Annotated in this window: 20 protein-coding genes; 14 read left to right on the plus strand and 6 right to left on the minus strand. The window is 50.4% G+C overall.

The window, feature by feature from the left end; translation table 11 throughout:
• Positions 1–42: 42 nt before the first annotated feature.
• The 4 genes from IM303_RS02290 to IM303_RS02305 are packed head-to-tail and all read left to right on the plus strand — an operon-like array spanning position 43 to position 4,742.
• Complete coding sequence (locus IM303_RS02290) at positions 43–2,586, plus strand: fimbria/pilus outer membrane usher protein (protein WP_193359547.1); 2,544 nt, start codon at positions 43–45, stop codon at positions 2,584–2,586.
• Position 2,587: 1 nt separating this feature from the next.
• Complete coding sequence (locus IM303_RS02295) at positions 2,588–3,535, plus strand: fimbrial protein (protein ID WP_049000783.1); 948 nt, start codon at positions 2,588–2,590, stop codon at positions 3,533–3,535.
• Positions 3,536–3,546: 11 nt separating this feature from the next.
• Entirely contained in the window at positions 3,547–4,059 is a 513-nt protein-coding gene (locus IM303_RS02300) for a fimbrial protein (protein ID WP_192970950.1), read from the plus strand.
• 41 nt (positions 4,060–4,100) lie between these two features.
• Positions 4,101–4,742 carry a LuxR C-terminal-related transcriptional regulator gene (locus IM303_RS02305; RefSeq protein WP_192970951.1) on the plus strand — a complete coding sequence of 214 codons (642 nt, stop codon included), beginning with the start codon at positions 4,101–4,103 and terminating at the stop codon, positions 4,740–4,742.
• A 15-nt stretch (positions 4,743–4,757) separates the two neighbouring features.
• Here the strand turns inward: IM303_RS02305 and IM303_RS02310 are convergent, their stop codons facing one another.
• On the minus strand, positions 4,758–5,396 hold the full coding sequence (locus IM303_RS02310; protein ID WP_082221669.1) for a helix-turn-helix domain-containing protein: 639 nt from the start codon (positions 5,394–5,396) through the stop codon (positions 4,758–4,760).
• An 87-nt stretch (positions 5,397–5,483) separates the two neighbouring features.
• A complete protein-coding gene (locus IM303_RS02315) occupies positions 5,484–6,146 on the minus strand; it encodes a winged helix-turn-helix transcriptional regulator (RefSeq protein ID WP_028012851.1) in 663 nt (220 codons plus the stop codon).
• Between the two features lie 406 nt (positions 6,147–6,552).
• On the opposite strand from IM303_RS02315, the gene IM303_RS02320 reads away from it, so the two are divergent.
• The 8 genes from IM303_RS02320 to IM303_RS02355 all read left to right on the plus strand — a co-directional run bounded on the left by IM303_RS02320 (position 6,553) and on the right by IM303_RS02355 (position 13,739).
• Complete coding sequence (locus tag IM303_RS02320) at positions 6,553–7,071, plus strand: fimbrial protein (RefSeq protein ID WP_028012852.1); 519 nt, start codon at positions 6,553–6,555, stop codon at positions 7,069–7,071.
• 61 nt (positions 7,072–7,132) lie between these two features.
• Positions 7,133–7,810, plus strand: coding sequence for a molecular chaperone (locus IM303_RS02325; RefSeq protein WP_028012853.1), 678 nt, complete (start codon positions 7,133–7,135; stop codon positions 7,808–7,810).
• A gap of 40 nt (positions 7,811–7,850) precedes the next feature.
• Positions 7,851–10,391, plus strand: coding sequence for a fimbria/pilus outer membrane usher protein (locus tag IM303_RS02330; protein ID WP_227014105.1), 2,541 nt, complete (start codon positions 7,851–7,853; stop codon positions 10,389–10,391).
• An 8-nt stretch (positions 10,392–10,399) separates the two neighbouring features.
• Positions 10,400–11,323, plus strand: a complete 924-nt coding sequence (locus IM303_RS02335) for a fimbrial protein (RefSeq protein WP_193359548.1) — start codon at positions 10,400–10,402, stop codon at positions 11,321–11,323.
• A 10-nt stretch (positions 11,324–11,333) separates the two neighbouring features.
• On the plus strand, positions 11,334–11,843 hold the full coding sequence (locus tag IM303_RS02340; protein ID WP_127334662.1) for a fimbrial protein: 510 nt from the start codon (positions 11,334–11,336) through the stop codon (positions 11,841–11,843).
• Between the two features lie 12 nt (positions 11,844–11,855).
• A complete protein-coding gene (locus IM303_RS02345) occupies positions 11,856–12,365 on the plus strand; it encodes a fimbrial protein (RefSeq protein WP_049000792.1) in 510 nt (169 codons plus the stop codon).
• A 57-nt stretch (positions 12,366–12,422) separates the two neighbouring features.
• Positions 12,423–13,094 carry an EAL domain-containing protein gene (locus tag IM303_RS02350; RefSeq protein WP_049119885.1) on the plus strand — a complete coding sequence of 224 codons (672 nt, stop codon included), beginning with the start codon at positions 12,423–12,425 and terminating at the stop codon, positions 13,092–13,094.
• A 3-nt stretch (positions 13,095–13,097) separates the two neighbouring features.
• The gene (locus tag IM303_RS02355) at positions 13,098–13,739 is read left to right on the plus strand and encodes a LuxR C-terminal-related transcriptional regulator (protein WP_049000795.1); all 642 of its coding nucleotides are present in this window, start codon (positions 13,098–13,100) and stop codon (positions 13,737–13,739) included.
• Positions 13,740–13,806: 67 nt separating this feature from the next.
• On the opposite strand, the gene fdhF is transcribed toward IM303_RS02355, so the two are convergent.
• From fdhF to ycgZ, 4 genes are all read right to left on the minus strand, one after another.
• Positions 13,807–15,957: a formate dehydrogenase subunit alpha gene (fdhF, locus tag IM303_RS02360; protein ID WP_193359549.1), complete on the minus strand. Its 2,151-nt coding sequence runs from the start codon at positions 15,955–15,957 to the stop codon at positions 13,807–13,809.
• Positions 15,958–16,141: 184 nt separating this feature from the next.
• Positions 16,142–16,420: a biofilm/acid-resistance regulator YmgB/AriR gene (locus IM303_RS02365; protein WP_028012859.1), complete on the minus strand. Its 279-nt coding sequence runs from the start codon at positions 16,418–16,420 to the stop codon at positions 16,142–16,144.
• A 29-nt stretch (positions 16,421–16,449) separates the two neighbouring features.
• Complete coding sequence (locus tag IM303_RS02370; RefSeq protein WP_028012860.1) at positions 16,450–16,770, minus strand: hypothetical protein; 321 nt, start codon at positions 16,768–16,770, stop codon at positions 16,450–16,452.
• A 4-nt stretch (positions 16,771–16,774) separates the two neighbouring features.
• Complete coding sequence (gene ycgZ, locus IM303_RS02375) at positions 16,775–17,014, minus strand: regulatory protein YcgZ (RefSeq protein WP_028012861.1); 240 nt, start codon at positions 17,012–17,014, stop codon at positions 16,775–16,777.
• Positions 17,015–17,354: 340 nt separating this feature from the next.
• Between ycgZ and IM303_RS02380 the strand changes: the two genes are divergently transcribed.
• Entirely contained in the window at positions 17,355–18,575 is a 1,221-nt protein-coding gene (locus IM303_RS02380; protein ID WP_028012862.1) for a diguanylate phosphodiesterase, read from the plus strand.
• Positions 18,576–18,763: 188 nt separating this feature from the next.
• Complete coding sequence (locus tag IM303_RS02385; protein ID WP_049000802.1) at positions 18,764–19,492, plus strand: MerR family transcriptional regulator; 729 nt, start codon at positions 18,764–18,766, stop codon at positions 19,490–19,492.
• Positions 19,493–19,526: the final 34 nt, after the last annotated feature.

Here is a 19,526-nt window from a genome sequence, read left to right on the forward strand (position 1 = left end):
TTTTGACAAACGGTAATACCCGCATTACTCAGGTTATCAGCAATGAAAATACAGCAATATAAAGTACGTCCTCGACGCCTGGCGACACTCATCGCCCTGGCAATGACGGGGTCTTCTCCCACGCTTTATGCCAGCGAAACGTTTAATACCGAACTGGTCGAGCTGGATAACCCAGGGATGGGGAAAGCCGATTTATCCGCATTTGAATCAGGCTCTCAGGCACCGGGGACGTACCATGTTGATATTATTCTTGACGATCAGCTCATGGAGACCCGAGATATTACCTTTGCCGCAGCAAAAACGCCTGATGGAAATGACGTATTACAGCCATGCCTGAGCATTGAACAATTAAAACAGTGGGGCGTTAAGACAGCGCTCTTTCCAAAGCTGGTCTCAGCGAAAAGCGACTGTGCCAATCTTAAGGCCATTCCACTGGCCTCGACGGATTTCCAGTTCAACGCGCAGCGTCTGGTTATCAGTATTCCGCAGGCGGCTATTGATATACCGGCGCGTGGCTATGTGCCACCAGAAATGTGGGACGAGGGCATCAATGCCGCCATGCTCAATTACAGCCTGAGCGGGGCCAACTCCTGGGCGAAGACCGGAGGGGCTGACAGAACGGACAGCCAGTATGCCAACCTGCGTCCGGGGATCAACATTGGGCCGTGGCGCCTGCGCAACTACACCACCTGGTCCCGGGATGCGTCGGGTCAGGATAAATGGGACACCGTTTACACCTATGCGCAGCGGGCCGTTATTCCCCTGAAAGCGCAGCTGACGCTCGGCGACAGCTCCTCCCCGGCTGACGTGTTTGACAGTATCCCTTTTCGCGGCGGCCAGCTGGCGTCCGACGATGACATGCTGCCGGATTCCCTGAAAGGCTACGCGCCCGTGGTTCGCGGTATTGCGCGCACGAATGCGCAGGTGGTGGTGCGCCAGAATGGCTATCAGATCTACCAGAGCTACGTCGCCCCGGGGGCGTTCGAGATAACAGACATGTACCCGACGGGCGGTGCCGGGGATCTGGATGTGACAATCAAAGAAGCGGATGGAAGCGAACAGCATTTCACCCTGCCTTACGCCTCTCTGCCGGTGCTGCAACGCGAAGGGCGTCTGAAGTATGCCATCACGGGTGGCCAGTATCGCGCCTATAACAGCAGCGTGGAAAAGACGCCTTTCGGGCAACTGACCGGTATTTATGGTCTCCCGCAGGGCCTGACGCTGTACGGCGGCGTGCAGGGATCGGGCAAGTACCGGTCGCTCGCCGTTGGGGTGGGTAAAAACATGGGGGATTTTGGTGCGATCTCCACCGACGTAACCCAGGCCTGGTCTACGCCGGATAACACGGCCAAAACCAGCGGCCAGTCCTGGCGCGCGCGGTACAGCAAGAACTTTATTGATACCGGAACAAACTTTTCGATTGCGGGGTATCGCTATTCGACCAGCGGCTACTACGGAATGCAGGAAGTGCTGGACTCCTGGGGAGACAGTACCGCGCTGCAGGACAGGCGGCGTAACCGCGCCGAATTGACCATGAGCCAGACGCTGGGCGGGGATTTGGGGTCCCTGACCCTCAGCGCCGCGCGGGAAGACTACTGGAATTCGGGCAAATCAATGGCGTCCTGGAGCGTCGGGTATAACAACTACTGGCATAACATCAGCTATGGCGTGACCTGGACATACAGCAAAAACGCCAGCGCAGCCTCGTATGGCACCGGGAGCAGTAAAACGTACGACCACGACCAGCTTCTGGCATTTAACGTCGGCGTGCCGCTGGAGAAATTCCTCCGGCAGACGTGGGCGAACTATGGCATGAACGCCAGCAAGAATAACGGCACTACGCACAGCCTGGGCATGAACGGCGTGGCCCTGGAAAACAACGCCCTTAACTGGAACGTGCAGCAGGGCTACGGCACGGACGGCGTGGGATATACCGGCAACATGAACGGGGATTACAAAGGGACCTACGGCGAAGTGACGGCGGGCTATGGCTACGACAGGAACAGCGAGCGTCTGAACTACGGCCTGCAGGGGGGCATCCTGGCCCACGCGGACGGCATCACCTTTTCCCAGCCGCTGGGGGAAACCAATGCCCTGATTAAGGCACCCGGCGCCCACGGGGTGGATATTCGAAACCAGTCCGGTATGCGAACGGACTACCGGGGCTATACGGTGGTGAGCAACCTCTCCGTGTACCGCAAAAACGACCTCACGCTCGATCCGGAAAATATGCCTGACGACGTGGAACTGGAGATCAATACGCGCACGGTGACGCCAACGCGAGGCGCGGTGGTCAGGGCTGATTACCTCTCTAAAGTGGGGCGCAAGGTGCTGATGACCCTGATGGACGACGGTCGATTCGTTCCATTTGGGGCGATGGTGACGCTCGCCGGAGACGGTCACAGTAGTTTTATCGTCGGCGATCGCGGACAAGTCTATTTAACCGGCATGAGCGAGCAGGGGACGCTGATCGTGGCGTGGGGAAATCAGTCCGGCCAGCAGTGTCGCGCGGATTTCACGCTGCCGAAACAGGCCACCTATGGTGGCGTCACCCTCGTTAACGCCCTTTGTCGTCGGGAACATTAAGATGAAAACGATGAAATTTTTGCTGTTGCTCTGTTTATTGGCGGGCTGGAATGGTGCCTGGGCCGGGACGTGCACGACGATCGTGCCGCAAACGTCTTCGCTGTCGGTGGGCACCCTCAACGTGCAGCGCGATGCGCCTGTGGGAACGGTGATATTCTCCGGTGCGGCGTCAAATACGGGGTCCTATCTGACCGGCTGCAGCAATCCATTAATGCTGGGTTTTAGCATGCGGTATAACGGCGCCACGCTCAGCACCTATGGGAATCATGTTTACAATACCAACGTCAGCGGGATTGGGATTCGATTTTCATCGAACAACTATTTTGATAACCCGAGCAATACCTTCTCATACAACGCGCAAACCTCCTACGTCGACTGGTATGGCGGAAAAATTGAACTGGTGGTGACCGGGCCGGTTTCATCCGGGGCGCTCACGCCCGGTGTCATCGGCGTGGTAACCCTTCAGGGCAGCGACGCTATTTATCGCGATGGCCTGACAACGCAGTTGACCAGCGGCACGATCAATGCCCTGGCGTGTACGATTAATACGCCACAATTAACCTTCGCCATTGGAAATATACCCGCCTCTTCCTTTACTGGCGGTGTGGGAACGTCGCCGGCAGGCGCGCAAAATACGCAGAACCTCGGATTAAACTGCAGCGCCGGGACCAATATAAACGTCACGTTGAGCGGCATTCAAAATCCGGATAGCGGCAATACGAGCGTGATGGCCCTGACGGGGCAGGGTAATCCAGGAACGGCAAAAGGGGTGGGCGTTCAACTCATCTATAACGGTACGCCGCTGGCCATGAACAGTCGCCTGCTATTAAAACAGTCCGCGGGAGGAGTCGAAACGCTCCCGTTAACGGCCCGTTATTATCAAACGCTGGGGACCGTTCAGTCGGGAACGGCCAACGCCTCGGCCACGCTTAATATAACCTACCAGTAGCAGGTGAGAAGATGAAAATAGCGCACAAAAAAACGCTCCTGCTTGCCCTGTTGAGTTGGAAGGTGTTTTCCGCCGATGCGGTCAATATCGGCGTAACGGGGAATATCGTGGCATCGCCCTGCATATTTAATGGCGGGAATACGAATCTGGATATTAACCTCGGCAATATTCAGGCTTCCAATATGGCGACGCCAGGATCCACGTCCGATCCGGTTGCGTTCAATCTGCTCTTTACAAGCTGTCCGCTGGGAACCCGCAGCGTCACGGTGACGTTCGCAGGTAACCCGGATCCCACAGCAGGTGCGGACTATTACATGAACAGCGGAACAGCCACTGGCGTTGCCGTCGCCATGAGTGACGCCGCTACCGGCTCGCTTAAAGGGACGGGCTCCAGTATCACAAAGGCTATTGCGGCAGACAGCACTGCCACGATGCCCATGCAGGCCTGGGTCAAATCCGCTTCAGGCGGTGTTACGCCCGGAAGCATCAGTGCCGTTGTTGTGATGACCATGCAGTACAACTAAATGACAGTGATACGTATCTATTAAAGACGTTGGTAGGAACTATGTTAAATATCCTGATTCAGGAAACGGATCTGTTTTTTCAGGCTGGGCTACAGAACTTTTTAGAGAATTTTTTTAAGCAAAACTTTAATTGCGTCATCACCTTTAATCTTGACCTGACCCATGAAAACGTCAGTCAGGCCGATATTATTGTTCTGTCATTGTGTCAGGGTGAAACACTGACCTGTTTTCCCGAGTTACTGGCCCGGAAAAAAGGGATTGTGATAGGCTTCGTCGACGATGAGCTGCGATTTTCAGCGTCGCCCTCCTGCTTTCAGGACATCATTTTTCTCTCTCGCCGTGCATCGCTTGATCGTATCAGTGGTGAACTGTTTCTCGCGTGGTTCAGGACACAACTACCGGGTTACAAGTGGACTAAAAGGAGCTGTTTCGACTGCCAGCATAAAGGTTTATCCCGGCAACAAATTCGCATTATGGTGAATTTTTACAGAGGGCTGTCGGTTGTGCAGATCGCGCACGCGCTGGAGATGAGCGAGAAAACGGTCTTTACCCATAAATATATGATGATGCAAAAATTTAATTTGCGCAGCGATTACGAGCTGATCGTATTGCTGAGAAGGTTGATGGAGAAAAAGAGCCAACCCAACCAGCTTCGCGATTTCCTGGAAAACGATTATGTATAACCTGGCAATGCTCAATCAAAATTTTTCAGGCAACTTAATAATATTAAGTAACACACCTCTTTGCATGTCGATATAGCCCCCTTCTTTTAATGCCGAGAGTATACGCATCACGCCACTCCGGGACAGGTGGGTTTTATCTCTGATATAACTTTCAGCAGTAACACTGAGCCTGAACGAGGGTTCTTCGTTTGAGAGCGCATAAAGTTGGGCGATGACAATATCATAAGCGGAAGGGCCCGTTAAATCTTCATAACTGTGAAAGAGCTTACCTGCCAGGCTCATCAGATGATATGCCAGGGGCTCCCAAAGGTTATGACGCTTAACCGTCTCATTAACAAAATCCATTTTAAGGATGACGATGTCACAGTTATTGAATGTCTTGATATAGCCGCGCATCTGGGTCTGATACAAATTGCTGAGGCCGATCACCGCGGGCCCTTGAACCGTAGCCATCGCTAAATCGTGGTTGCTACGGTGTATCATGACACGTCCTTTGAGCAATACATAACAGAGACGCTCATTGCCAACCACAAAATTTAATCGACGGCGTGGCAGCACTTTTTTTAAATCTGAACCATGTTGAAGATAATCGATCAGCAAATTTGTCGCTGATGAAGGATCACTTACCCATTTTGTGGAGAACTCATCGAGCATACGCGCGCCTGTCCGTCAAACCTTCCAGTAGTCATGGGGTTCAGTATAGCGTGGATCCTGCCGAGTCTCCCTAAGCGCGCGTTTTGTTCAGTATTTCAAAGGTAAGTGATTGATAGAAATCAGGATACCGCGTTTAAGTTCAACGCATCCCGCATCCCGAAGTTCTGCAAGGATCCGCATTATGCCGCTACGAGAAAGATACGTTCTGCTTTGGATGTAATTCGCTGCGGTAATATTGCTGCGGATACGCTCCGATTCGTTCATCAGTTCAAGCAACTGGAACCGGATTATCTCATATGAGGACATCTGTGAGATCAATGTGCAGTGCTCGTAAACGCGAGAAGCGGTGTAAATCACTAACTTGCACAAACTCTCCCACAGTCCAAAACTCTCAATCAGCAGATTGAAACGTTCCAGAGAAAGGCGGCTCATCACAGCATTTTCATTCACTCTGACGTACAGGTTTTCGGTCTGTGAGAACTGATTACTGATACCCATAATGAAAGTCGCTTGTTCAGAGTTAAGCACCATACCATCCCCTCGTCGGTTCAGCGTGACACCCCCTTGATGAAGTATATAGCAGGTTCTTTTTTTACCGGAATGATAGCGCAGGACTTCGCCTTTATTCGCATTAAAACGCGTGGCAAAGGGAGCGATTTGTTCAATAATTTTATTGATATCATCAACGGGCTTAAATGCATGCGCAGGAGTAACCTCAGTGATTTCTCCCGTTGACATTTTAGTATTCATATTAATCCCTCCAGACGCTCTTTATGTTTGTCAAAAGATGCGTCAGAGATTATCTATCCGAGGGGAGTATAAATAAATAATAGGTTGATTTCATAATGGACTCGACCATTAACAAATATTTAATAATTTGAAATGGCCCAATTAAACAAATTTTACGTGTTAAAGAATAGTTAAGATTAAAGTCTACTGTTGGGCTAAAAACCAATTGTCGAAAAAATTAAACTTCTGTAAATTTCGCTTCAGCAAGTGAGAGGGTGAAAACAAAGTTATCGAATAAATATCTTTGCGTTCTGCTTACTGCACGTTGGAAATGAGATATCTGGCGCAAAAAATAAATGGCCTAAATCCATCTGGATGTTGCTGCCTAAATTTCGGTAATTTATAAAGTTATTAAGGAAATCAAATCATGAAAAAGAATATTATTGCTGCTGCTTTCGCTGCGACTGCTGCTCTGACCATGTCTAATGCATTCGCTTCTGCTGGTACCGTTAATTTCACCGGTGAAATCATCGATGCAGCGTGCACCGTTGACGCGGGTTCTGTAAACCAGACCGTTGATCTGGGCCGTTACAGCAAATCTGAATTTACCGCTGCTGGCGATAAAACTGCTGCGACTAAATTCTCAATCGTGCTGACCGACTGCCCGGCAACCGTAACAGGCGCAACCATCAAGTTTGACGGCTCTGCGGACCCAGCAAACTCCAACCTGCTGGCTGTAACCGGTGGCGCAACGGGCGTTGCTATTAACCTGATGACGGCTGACAGCCAGGACCTGCCGCTGGCGGGCGTTAACTCCCACGTTTACAGCCTGGCTGAAACTGTACCAAACACGCTGGACTTCTTTGCTCAGTACGAAGCAACGTCTGCAACTGTTGGCGTAGGTCCAGCAAACGGTGTAGCGAACTTCTCCGTTAGCTACCAGTAATCTTCCTGACCGGAAAAATATATGAGGGCCGGTATACGGCCCTTTTTTATCGAGGTGTAAAATGAATTTTCTTAGCAAAACTTTAATTGCCTGCGCAGTGATTTCAGCAAGCGTGTCCGCCGCCAATGCGGGTGTTATTATTGGCGGAACGCGTGTCGTCTATGATGGCAATAAAAAAGAAGCTTCCATTGATGTTAACAACCCGGATAAGACGCCGTATCTTATTCAGTCATGGGTTGAGACATTAAATGGTGGCGCTGAGAAAGCTCCTTTTATTATTACCCCTCCGTTGTATCGACTCGATGGCGGTCAGCAAAACATTGAGCGTGTCGTGGTGACCGGCAACTTGCCGCAGGATAAGGAAAGTCTCTACTGGCTGAATATTAAAGCGATACCGTCAGCGCCCAAAAAAGATAATACGCTGCAAATAGCGATTAAAACGCGCATTAAGCTGATATACCGTCCTGCAGGCTTAAAGTCTCAGCAGCCGCAGGAGTTGAGTCATCAGTTAACCTGGCGTCGAAATGGTAATCAACTTCAGGTTACCAACCCAACCAGCTATGTCATTAACTTTAATGAAATCAGTCTGGGCGGTAAAAAAATTGAAAATGTTTCGTATGTACTTCCTGGGGAATCAATGAATTTCACGCTACCTGCTGGCGCTAACTCAACCTCTGTTAATTATAAAGTCATTAATGATTATGGAGCGGTGAGTGACGTGCAAAGCGCAAGCTTGTGAAAATAATTGGTTTTGGAATGTCGTTTCCAAGGTGACGTGAATGATGATAGTAAGGGAATATAATAATTTTAAACCTGCGCGATTGGCTTTACTGATTGCATTTGCCCTTGCTGGCTCAATGCAGAATGCCATGGCGCGTGATTACTTCAACCCGGACCTGGTTGAGCTCGATAATCCGCAAAATGGAGGTAAAGCCGATCTCGCTGCGTTTGAAGCGGGCTCGCAGGCGCCGGGAACTTATCACGTCGATGTGATGCTGGATAACGAACTTGTTGATACGCGCGATATCGAATTCAAAACCTCTGGTGCTCCCAATGATGAGGGGAAATTAGAACCTTGTCTGACCGTGGAGCAGCTTAAAGAGTGGGGCGTAAAAACCGAGCTTTTTCCGGCGCTTGCGGTGAACAACGAACGTTGTTCAAACCTGCACGCGATACCTTCCGGATCCACTGAATTCCAGTTTGGCGCACAGCGTCTGCTTATCAGCATCCCGCAGGCGGCCATTTCTCGTCAGGCGCGTGGATACGTTCCACCAGAACAGTGGGATGAAGGAATCACGGCTGTGCTGCTCAACTACAGCCTGAGTGGCGCCAACAACCGCTCGCGCAACGGGAGCAGTGATATCAGCAACACGCAGTACGCTAATTTGCGTCCGGGAATCAATATCGGGCCATGGCGTCTGCGCAACTACACGACCTGGTCACGTGATGAAGATGGCAAGGACAAATGGGACAGCGTTTACACCTACGCCCAGCGCGCGATCGTTCCGTTAAAAGCGCAGATGACCCTCGGGGACAGCACTGCGCCTGCTGATGTTTTCGACAGTATGCCGTTCCGCGGTGCGCAGCTGGCCTCCGATGATGATATGCAACCCGACTCCCTCAAAGGGTACGCACCCGTCGTGCGTGGTATCGCGCGTACCAATGCGCAGGTCATTGTTCGTCAGAATGGGTATGAGATTTACCAGACCTACGTTGCGCCTGGCGCCTTCGAGATCACGGATATGTATCCGACCGGGGGGGCAGGCGATCTGCAGGTAACAATTAAAGAGGCTGACGGTAGCATTCAACAATTCACCGTCCCTTATGCCTCACTGCCCGTACTGCAGCGAGAAGGGCGATTTAAGTACGCCGTCACGGGTGGGCAATATCGTTCCTATAACGGTAGCGTAGACAAGACACCGTTTGCGCAAATTACGGGCATCTATGGCTTACCGTATGGCTTAACGGCGTACGGCGGTGGTCAAACGTCGAGTCACTACCAGTCGATCGCTGCCGGTATGGGCAAGAATATGGGTGACCTCGGCGCAGTTTCTGTCGACGTCATTCAGGCATGGTCTAGCCCGCAAAATCTGCCGAGCGATAGCGGCCAGTCCTGGCGCGCGCGCTACAGTAAAAACTTTGTCGAAACAGGCACTAACTTTGCTATTGCAGGCTACCGCTATTCGACCAAAGGCTTTTACGGTATGCAGGAAGTGCTTGATTCCTATGGCGATACGGGTGTGATGCAGAACCGGCGTCGCAACCGTATGGAGCTGACTATGAACCAGTCTCTGGGTGGGTCATTAGGCTCGATTATGGCCAGCGCCGTTCGCGAAGATTACTGGAACTCCGGGCGAGCGATGGAGTCCTGGAGTCTGGGGTATAACAATTTCTGGAACGGCATCAGCTACGGTTTGACGTATACCTCAACGCGTAACGGGACGCCTGGTACATACGGTAACCCTACGAGCTATGACAAAGATCGGATGGTGGCATTTAACATCAGCGTGCCGCTGGATAAATTCCTGCCGCAGACGTGGGCAAACTACAGCGTCAATAACAGTAAAAATAGCGGAACGACCCATACGGTTGGCATCAACGGCACCGCTCTGGAAAACAATGCCCTGAACTGGAACGTTCAGCAGGGCTATGGCAGCGATAATGTCGGATACAGCGGCAACGTAAACGGTGATTACAAGGGTACCTATGGTGAGGTGACGGCAGGGTACAGCTACGACCAGAATAATGAGCGTCTGAACTATGGTATTCAGGGTGGCGTCATCGCGCATGCTGACGGTGTGACGTTATCGCAACCGCTGGGTGAAACGAACGTCCTGGTTAAAGTGCCTGGGGCGAAAGGTCTGACGGTGCGAAACCAAACGGGCGCGAAAACGGACTATCGGGGATATACAACGGTAAATAACGTCAACGTCTACCGTAAAAACGATATCGTAATCGACCCAGAAAGTATGTCCGATGATGTAGAACTGGATCTCACGACCCGGACCGTTGTGCCGACTCGCGGAGCTATTGTTCGCGCTGAATATACTGCCAACGTTGGTCAGCGTGCATTGTTTACGTTATTGCGCGGTAACGGACAGCCCATTCCCTTTGGGGCGATTGTCAGCGTGGGTGGTATTAAAAATAGCGGCTTTATTGTCGGCGATAATGGGCAGGTTTATCTCACAGGCTTAGGCGAGAAGGTCGACCTTATCGCGCAATGGGGTGAGGGTAGTGATAAGCAGTGTAAAGCCTCATACGTTTTAAAACCTTCCGATGTTAAAAATAACATTGCGGTTGTCAGTACTGTTTGTCGATAGGAAACAAAATGAATCTGCTTAAAATTTTTTTGCTGTTGATTTTGACGTTAATATCCGTAGAAAGCTTTGCTGGCTGCACAAACAATATCTCTGCGCAAAACTTTAATTTAAATTTTAGTAACATTACTGCGCAGCGCGATGTGGCGCCGGGAACGGTTGTTGCTGCACAATCGGGTATTTACAATGTGAATTACTCATGTACTGATTCTGCGAATACTTACCAGGAAGCGATGAGCGGTAGTTCTCTGGGGAACAGCCTCTATGATATAGGCGTGAGTGGCTATGGTGTGCGTGTTTCAGAAAATGATACAGGCGGCGGTTTCCACCACTACTTTCCAATGTCGTTCACTATTGGCAGCTATAGTGCGTCTTATATGTATAAAGTTGAGTTGGTAAGGACAACCGCTCCCGCTGTATCCGGTGCACTTCGCAGTGGACAAATTGCTAACGTATCTATTTCGAACCAATTTTTCATCGCGACATGGAATATTACTGGAGGGAGCATTACAACACTTGCTTGTAGTACTTCTTCGGGATCGCTGAGTTTCCCAATAGGTAATATCCCCGCGACAAGCTTTGGTTCAACAGTAGGTACTACGCCAGCCAATGCTCAGGTTACCCAGACTCTCGGACTAACGTGCAATCCTGGAGCAAATATCAATATTTCTTTGAGTGGACAGCAAAATCCTGATGAGGTCAATACAAGTGTTTTAGCCTTATCGGGTCAAGGGGGGCCGGGAGTAGCGCAAGGTGTCGGGGTGCAAATATTATATGGAGGTACACCTCTCAATCTTAATAATACTGTTTTCCTTAAGCAATCTGGCGGTGGGTTGGAGTCATTCCCAATCGTGGCACGTTATTATCAGACTAAATCAGCTGTTTTACCCGGAACAGCAAATGCAACAGCAACGTTGAACATTACCTATCAATAAGGGGATAAATGTGAATATTAAATGTTTAGTCCTGAGCTTGTCCGCAATGATACCGATTTTGTCTTATTCAGCAGATGCGGTAAATATTAACGTGACTGGTAATATCGTGGCGTCACCCTGTATTGTCAACGGAGGAGCAAACAGCCTTTATGTTGATTTAGGTAATATTCAGGCAACAGCACTCGCAGCTCCTGGCTCATCATTTACTGCAGTGCCGTTTACATTGACAGTCACAAACTGCCCAACAGGCACAAGTACTGTCAGAGCAGATATTGGTGGTCTTGCATCCCACGACTCACCTAACCTTTATGAGAATTCAGGTACGGCAGGGAATGCCTCTGTTGTTTTGTATGATGGCGTAACTGGTGATTATTTAGGTCCTGGCACTACAGTCTTTAAAACTGTCCAGAGTGACCGTACAGCATCGATGGCGTTTAAAGTTGGCGCATATTCTCTTCATGGTAATACAACGCCTGGTTCAATTAATACGGCGATAGTTATTACAATGAGTTATCAATAAAGACTAGATCATATGAATAATAAACTCTTTTTATTTGCCTTCCTCCTGAGTTCAGCCCCTTTAATTACCTGCGCTGATACCACTATCATTGTTACTGGCCAGGTCATTGCCAGCCCGTGTGTCGTTGACACGGGCACCGTTTCTAAAGTGGTCAATCTGGGGGAAGATACAAAGCAAAATCTCATCAATGCCGGTGACGGTGGCGTCTGGTCTGACTTTGATCTGCTGGTGCAAAATTGTCCCACAGGCACCAGCAGCGTAACGGCCAAATTTACCGGTAATGCAGATACGCAAGATCCCACGGCGTGGAAAAACAGCGGGACCAGCAACAATGTGGCATTACGTATTGCCAGCAGGGATCATGCGACAGCATATAGCGTGAACAGCACAATGCAGGTGAATGTCGACAGCAGCACGCGCAGTTCGACATTCCCGTTGTCAGCGAGAATGTTTACGCCACAAGGAAATTCCACTGCCGGAACATTCCAGGCAGTAATGAATGTAGATTTTACTTATCAGTAACGGCTGAAATATCTTTTTTAAAATAATAAGTTTGAGACATCCATGTTGATTAATTCCATGCTTGAGCATGCTATATGCGGTGTTCGGTTCCAGCCTATCTATTCTTCACAGGAAAAGAAGATAAAGGCTTGGGAGATGCTAAGTACCTTACGTCAGGGAATTGATTGCGAAACGTTTTTTGAAAAGATGTCTTTAAGTGCAAGCTCTCGTTTGCTGCGCTGGCAGTTGCGTATAATTCCTCTGTGTGAAGAGGAGGGTGACTATTTTATTAACGTCCCCGCAAGATTATTATGCCAATCAGAATTGCTCAGTGAAATATTGCCCAGCCTGCGTTCTGGTATCGTTATTGAGGTACAAGATCCGTGCAATTTTATTTTGCTAACAAATGAAGAGCGAGAGAGTTTTGATATAATGCATCAGAGAATAAAAAAAACAGGTGCAAAGATATGGTTGGATGATGTTAGAAGTGAGCATTTAGCGTCGCTGGGTGAACGTATTTGCATATTTGATGGTGTTAAAGTAGATAAAAAGAGCCTGTGGGAAAACAGATTGACACCCCGGGCCTTACAATCAATGATAGCCTACTGCGCTATGATGGTAGATCAGGTGCTTATTGAAGGCATCGAAAATAACGAACTGTTTTCTTTGGCTCAGAATACTGGATGCAATTTAATGCAGGGATTTCTTTGGCCTGAAAAAAAGTTGAATGTCGATTATGTCTCGGTCTGATAAATGATAAATGTTTTAATTAAAGAAGATGATTTTTTATATCACCATAGCCTCAGGTCATTTGTTGAAGATTTTTTTAACAATGAATGTACAAAAAAAGTCAATTTTCTCAATGGCTATGATGTGGAGAATATTGCTCGGGCGGGAATAATCGTTTATGCGTTCAGCAAGGGCGAACATTATACCTGTTTCCCGGAATTAAAATGCGCGCGTAAATGCGTCATAATTGGTATTATCGAAGCGGAAGAGCCATCGTCATCGTTTTTACCGCTCTGCATTCAGCAGACCTTTTTTGTGTCGCGCTCAGCGTCACTCTATCTGTTGAAGAGGGTATTGCGCCAGGCCTGGAGTGCATACAGTGCGCCTGTTATCCCTGTCCTTTCAAAAGCCTGTTTAAGCTGTAAGCATAAAACGTTATCACAGCGTGAGCTCAATATTATGGCCGGTCTTTTCAAGGGGGAATCCGTCAAAAACATAGCCAGGGAGATGATGCTTACGCCAAAGACGATCTATGCCCATAAGTATGCGGTTATGCATAAGTTTAACCTGAGCAGTGAGCATGAGTTGCTGGAGCTCCTGAACCGCTTGCTTGAAAAGCGCTGTAACCCCAATTTGTTTCGTGATGCATTAGATCTGTTTCATTAGGGAATTACCCGGCCAAAAAAATGATCATTCTGGTGCCGGGTAAACCTGATGCTATTTACGCTGTTCCTCAGCCGTTCGACGCGCTCATCAGCCGCGACTTCATGGACTGATACGCCGACGCCGCATAGTCCTCCGCCCAGCGCTGATCCTCAATCGCCTCCAGCTGCACCGCACAATATTTTGTCTCCGGCGTTTTTGATACGGGGTCGAGATTATCCTGCGTCAGCTCGTTGCAGGCCCCGATCCACCATTGATAGGTCATATAGACCGCCCCGGCGTTGATGCGCTCGCTAATGCTGGCGCGGGTGATCACTTTACCCCGGCGCGAACTTACCCAGACCAGTTGACCGTCGCTAATACCTAGTCTGTCCGCATCGGTAGGATTCACCTGCACCCGTCCCGGCTCATCGGCGAGGCTTTGCAGCGCGGCGCAGTTCCCGGTCATGGAGCGGCAGGAGTAGTGCCCAACTTCGCGTACCGTGCAGAGTACCAGCGGATAATCATCATCGGGCGTCTCGGCCGGCGCGCGCCACGGTGCGGCAAAGAGCTGCCCTTTACCGCTCAGGGTATCGAACTGATTATCTTTGTAGAGGTACGGCGTGCCGGGGTGATCGAGCGTCGGGCACGGCCACTGCACGTGGCCCATCTCGCCCATTTTTTCATACGTCACGCCGTAAAAGAGCGGGCACAGCTCGCGCATTTCATCCCAGATCTGCTGGTTATCGTCGTAATGCATCGGATAGCCCATCTCGGTGGCGAGCAGGCTGATGATCTCCCAGTCGCGCTTCACGTTGCCTTTGGCCTCAATAGCCTGGCCAAAACGCTGGAAACCCCGGTCGGCGCAGGTAAAAACGCCGCCGTGTTCGCCCCATGAGGTGGCAGGGAGCAGAACGTCCGCCACTTCCGCCGTTTTGGTCATAAAGATGTCCTGAACCACCACGAAGTCAAGCGCCTCGAAACCGCTACGCACCAGGCCGAGATCGGCTTCCGTCTGCAGCGGATCTTCCCCCATGATGTAATAGGCTTTGACCTTGCCTTCCAGCGCAAGGTGAGGCACTTCGGTAATGCGCGTCCCAACGCGATCGTCCATGTTATTCACGTCGATCCGCCAGGCATCGGCGAACTTCTGCCGGACAGCCGGATCGGTCACATCCTGATAGCCGGGGAACATATTCGGCAGAACGCCCATATCGCAGGCGCCCTGAACATTGTTTTGCCCGCGGACGGGACCGACACCGACGGCAGGGCGGCCGAGGTTGCCGGTCAGCAGTGCCAGGCTGGAAAGCCCTTTGACGACATCGACGGCCTGGCCAAACTGGGTCACGCCCATTCCCCACATTACGGTGGCGGAAGGGGCCGCCGCGAAGGTGCGCATTGCCTGACGAACGTCGCGGGCGGGGATGCCGGTGAGGTGTTCTACGCGCTCAGGGGCATACTCTTTCACCGTCTGCCGATAGGCCTCAAGTCCTTCGGTAAACCGCGCGACGTAGTTCTTGTCGTACAGCTCCTCTTCCAGAAGCACATAGCCAAAGGCGTTCACCAGCGCCATGTTGCTACCGTTCTTCAATTGCAGATGCTGATCGGCAATGCGCGCCGTTTCGATGCGGCGCGGGTCGCAGACAATGATTTTCGCGCCGTTTTCACGGGCTTTTAGCACGCGCCGGGCGACGATAGGGTGGGAGTCTGCGCAGTTATAGCCAAATACCAGCAGGCATTTGGAGTGTTCAATATCGTTGATAGAGTTGCTCATTGCACCGTTGCCGAGGGTCTCCTGAAGTCCGGCGACGGAAGGACCGTGACAAACGCGCGCGCAGCAGTCGACGTTGTTGGTGTGCAGCACCGCGCGGGCAAATTTTTGCATCACGTAGTTGGTTTCATTCCCGGTGCCGCGGGAGGACCCGGTGGTCATAATCGAACGCGGGCCGAACTGGGCTTTTATGCTGCTGAGCTTCCGGGCGGTGTAGCGGATAGCCTCCTCCCAGGTTACGGGAGTGAATGTCTCTCCCTTGCGGTAGCGGATCATCGGCTGGGTCAGGCGTGGGGTGAGCAGGCGGGTATCGTTAAGGAAGTCCCAGCCGTAAAATCCTTTCAGGCATAGCGTGCCCTGGTTTGTGGCCCCCTCTGCCGCTTCGGCACGGATGATACGGTTATTCTCAACGACAAGGTTTAGTTTGCAGCCTGCACCACAGTAAGGGCAGACGCTGGCGATTTTTTTCATCAATAACAGACCTGTTAAGAAATGAAGCACAATGACTGGTAAGCCCAGTCCCGTAACAGGGAGTAAGCAGAAACCATGCCATCTTTATAACGCTTCTTTACAGGGGGTTATGAAGAGAGGGAGGTGTCATCGTCAGCATGTTCGACAATTCTGACGATGACACGATCGCTGAATGACAGGGCGTTTAAACGTCATCCATGGTGTAGCCCACAACGATTTCCAGCGTCTTGCGAATCACATCCGCCTGAACCACGTCGTGAGTGGCTTCCAGCGTTTGAATGAGCCAGAGGATGATGGCTTTATTGGAAATATGACCTTCGGAGGCCAGAACACAGCGTACTGCAGTAGAAAAAATAGCGGACTCTTCAGCAAAACGATCGCCTGCGTGACGGAAATATTCCGCCAGCGCACTGTCTAAAAAAGCAGAGTGGTATTCGGGTTGAAGCTGAATATTTTGTCTCATTTGTTCTCACCGTAGCTGTTAAAATGCAGTCAATGTATTTTTTTGGGATCGGACGGCTTTCCCTTTCCAAACAACGACACAACATTGCCTCTGTTATCATTGAGAGGTCCCTCTCTGCTTATTCGTCCTTGCGCGGTTCTGCGACGTTTTAATCCGAGGCTTTTTGATCCGATATCGGCAATCGCCTTCGCCAGTGTCTCCCGCCGCCGGGGATTCTTTTCATGTGTTTTCATCTGCCGCAGACGCTGAACCAGAGCTTCAGTTGTAACGGGGCCACGCTCTCTCAAAAGAGAAAGAACGGCTTCGCCAATCAGCTGATCGGTCAGTTTGTCTGCGTCACTGCGGTTCATCACGTTATCGTTCGAAGAGCAAACCAAGCAGCATATGGTAATGCTGTTCCTCTTCGGGGCCCTCGGCCCTTTCAAGGCGACTTAACAGTTTGGTACAGAGCGATTTGCGATTGAGATTTCGCCCGTCGCTAAGGATCTCAACAACGACCTGACCCAGCGTTTCCTGTTGGGTGGGAAGCGTGGCTTTTTCGAAGTACTGTGCGATCGCTGCTGCGGAATCTGCGACGTAACCTTTCTGCTGCATGTTTCGCTCCTGTAAAATTTTGTAATCAGTAACGTTACATTTAAGGTATACACTTTTTCCAAATCTGTACATTAAAAATGTACAAATTTTTAATAAAATCAGAATATATTTCATAAAAACTCTATTTTTCAATTAGTTGTTTGTTGTTCATGAAACGGTAATGCTACAGAATATATTGTACAAAACGCACGGCCGCTGTTAAGTTGTACAATACTTGTGAGAGTGCCATTAGCGGGCGTAAATGATTGAGATGTAAATTATTTATGAGGCAATTAATGTGCTATAAGAGAAGTCTCTCCACATGTTTTTGTGGTCAAAACCCTTAACCCCCAGGAATCGCATGCTTACAACCATCATTTACCGCAGTCATATCTGCGAGGACGTTCCAGTGAAAGCACTGGAAGCTATGGTCGCTGCTGCAAATAATAAAAACCGGCAAGCCAACGTCACGGGGATCTTGTTGTTTAACGGCACACATTTTTTTCAGTTGCTTGAGGGGCCAGTGGAGCATGTTTCTGCTATTTATGAGGAGATCTGCAACGACCCGCGACACCATAACGTAGTCGAGCTGATGCGCGATCACGGCCCCGTCCGGCGTTTTGGCAAGGTGGGGATGGAGCTTTTTGATTTGCGCCAGTTCGACAGGAATGAGGTGCTGCAACAGGTGCTGAACAAGGGAACAACACGCTATCAGCTGACTTACAATGACCGTCCGCTGCAGTTTTTCCGTACCTTTGTCGAGGCCACGGAAAAAGCGAACTATTTTGAACTGCCGCCTGCGGATTCCTGGGAGTTCGTTCGCGAAGAAACACGCTTGTCAGCGCAACCCGAGGTAATCGCGAAAGGAGCGGATTGCAGCTTTGCTTTCCAGCCGATAGTCGATCCGTTTATGCAGCAGGTTGTCTCCTGGGAGGCGCTTCTCCGCACGCCTGACGGCGGCGCTCCGGGGATCTACTTCGCCAATCTGCCGCGTGACGACGTGTATACCTCTGATTTGCACAGCAAGCAGGTAGCACTCTCAATGGCCAGTGCACTCGGGTTGCAGAACCAGACGTTATCCCTCAACCTGCTGCCTATGACGCTGGTTAACATTCCTAATGCCGTTGATTTCTTGCTCACCGCAATTGAAGCAAACGGTTTTGTCCCTGAGCAAATTGTGGTGGAATTCACCGAGAGCGAAGCCATTTCCCGTTTTGATGAATTCACGGATTCGGTCAGACAGCTAAAAAGTGCAGGCATCAGCGTGACGATCGATCACTTTGGTGCCGGCTTTGCGGGACTACAGCTACTGGCCCAATTCCAGCCCGACAGAATTAAGATTAATCGCGATCTCGTCGCGAACGTGCATAAAAGTGGCCCTCGACAGGCCATCATTCAGGCGATTATCAAATGCTGTTCCTCGCTTGAAATTCAGTTCTGCGCGGTCGGCGTGGAGAAGGCAGAAGAGTGGATGTGGCTGGAATCTGCGGGCATTTCCCAGTTCCAGGGCCATCTGTTTGCAAGCCCCCGGCATGGCGGAATTCCGGCGATTGCATGGCCGGAGAAGAAATTCGATTTTTGATAAAGCTGTACAAAATTCGGCAGACTTAGCTGTACGAGAAGCAAACTTTAGACAACAATGTATTAACAGGTGAAGGGAGAACGACCCCTTTCACCTGAGCAAAATGCGGTCTTAGTTATACAAATGGTTTGTACAATCTGATAAGGTTGGTGTAGTTAGGTATGGAAGTTCTGAGCGTGAGGGAGTTAATGGCCTATTACAGTATCGGCGAAGTGGCCGAACGATGCGGTATCAACCCCGTTACGCTGCGTGCCTGGCAGCGACGTTATGGATTGTTGAAGCCGCAGCGCAGCGAAGGGGGTCATCGTCAGTTTGACGATGAAGATATCCTGCGTATTGAAGAGATCAAACGCCTGATGAAAAGCGGCGTTTCGGTCGGAAAAGTAAAAGCCTTGCTGGAAAATAAAGAAGTCCTGACTCAGGGTAACTGGGTCTCGTTCCAGGAAGAGATGATGACCGTTCTGCGTTATGCCAGCCCGGCAAAGCTGCGCGCCAAAATCGGTGAGTTCCGCCGGGAGCATGCCATGGATGCGCTGATTGATAACATCATTTCCCCCGTCCGCCAGCGAATGAATCAGGATCAAAATACTGTACGCCACATGGCGAGCATGCTTGACGGCGTCCTGATTGAATTCGCGGTTCTAAGCCTGGCGGAGTCGCGCAAGAAAGCGGGTAAAGATGCGTTGCTTATCGGCTGGGAATGCGATGACCGTACCCATCTTTGGCTTGAAGCCGCGCGGCTGGCGCAGCAAGGCTGGCACATTGATGTGCTGGCGGACCCGATTGATTCTCCGCGTCCTGAACTTTTCCCGGGGCAAAAAATCTTCGTCTGGACGGGAAAAACGCTAACACCGCGTCAGCAGGAACAGCTGGATCACTGGCGTGAGCAGGGTTTTAGCGTTTCATTTCACCAATAATAATCAGAGGCCTTGAGGGCCTTTTATTGTTTTA

This window comes from Enterobacter cloacae complex sp. P38RS (assembly GCF_014930775.1).
GTDB lineage: Bacteria > Pseudomonadota > Gammaproteobacteria > Enterobacterales > Enterobacteriaceae > Enterobacter > Enterobacter bugandensis.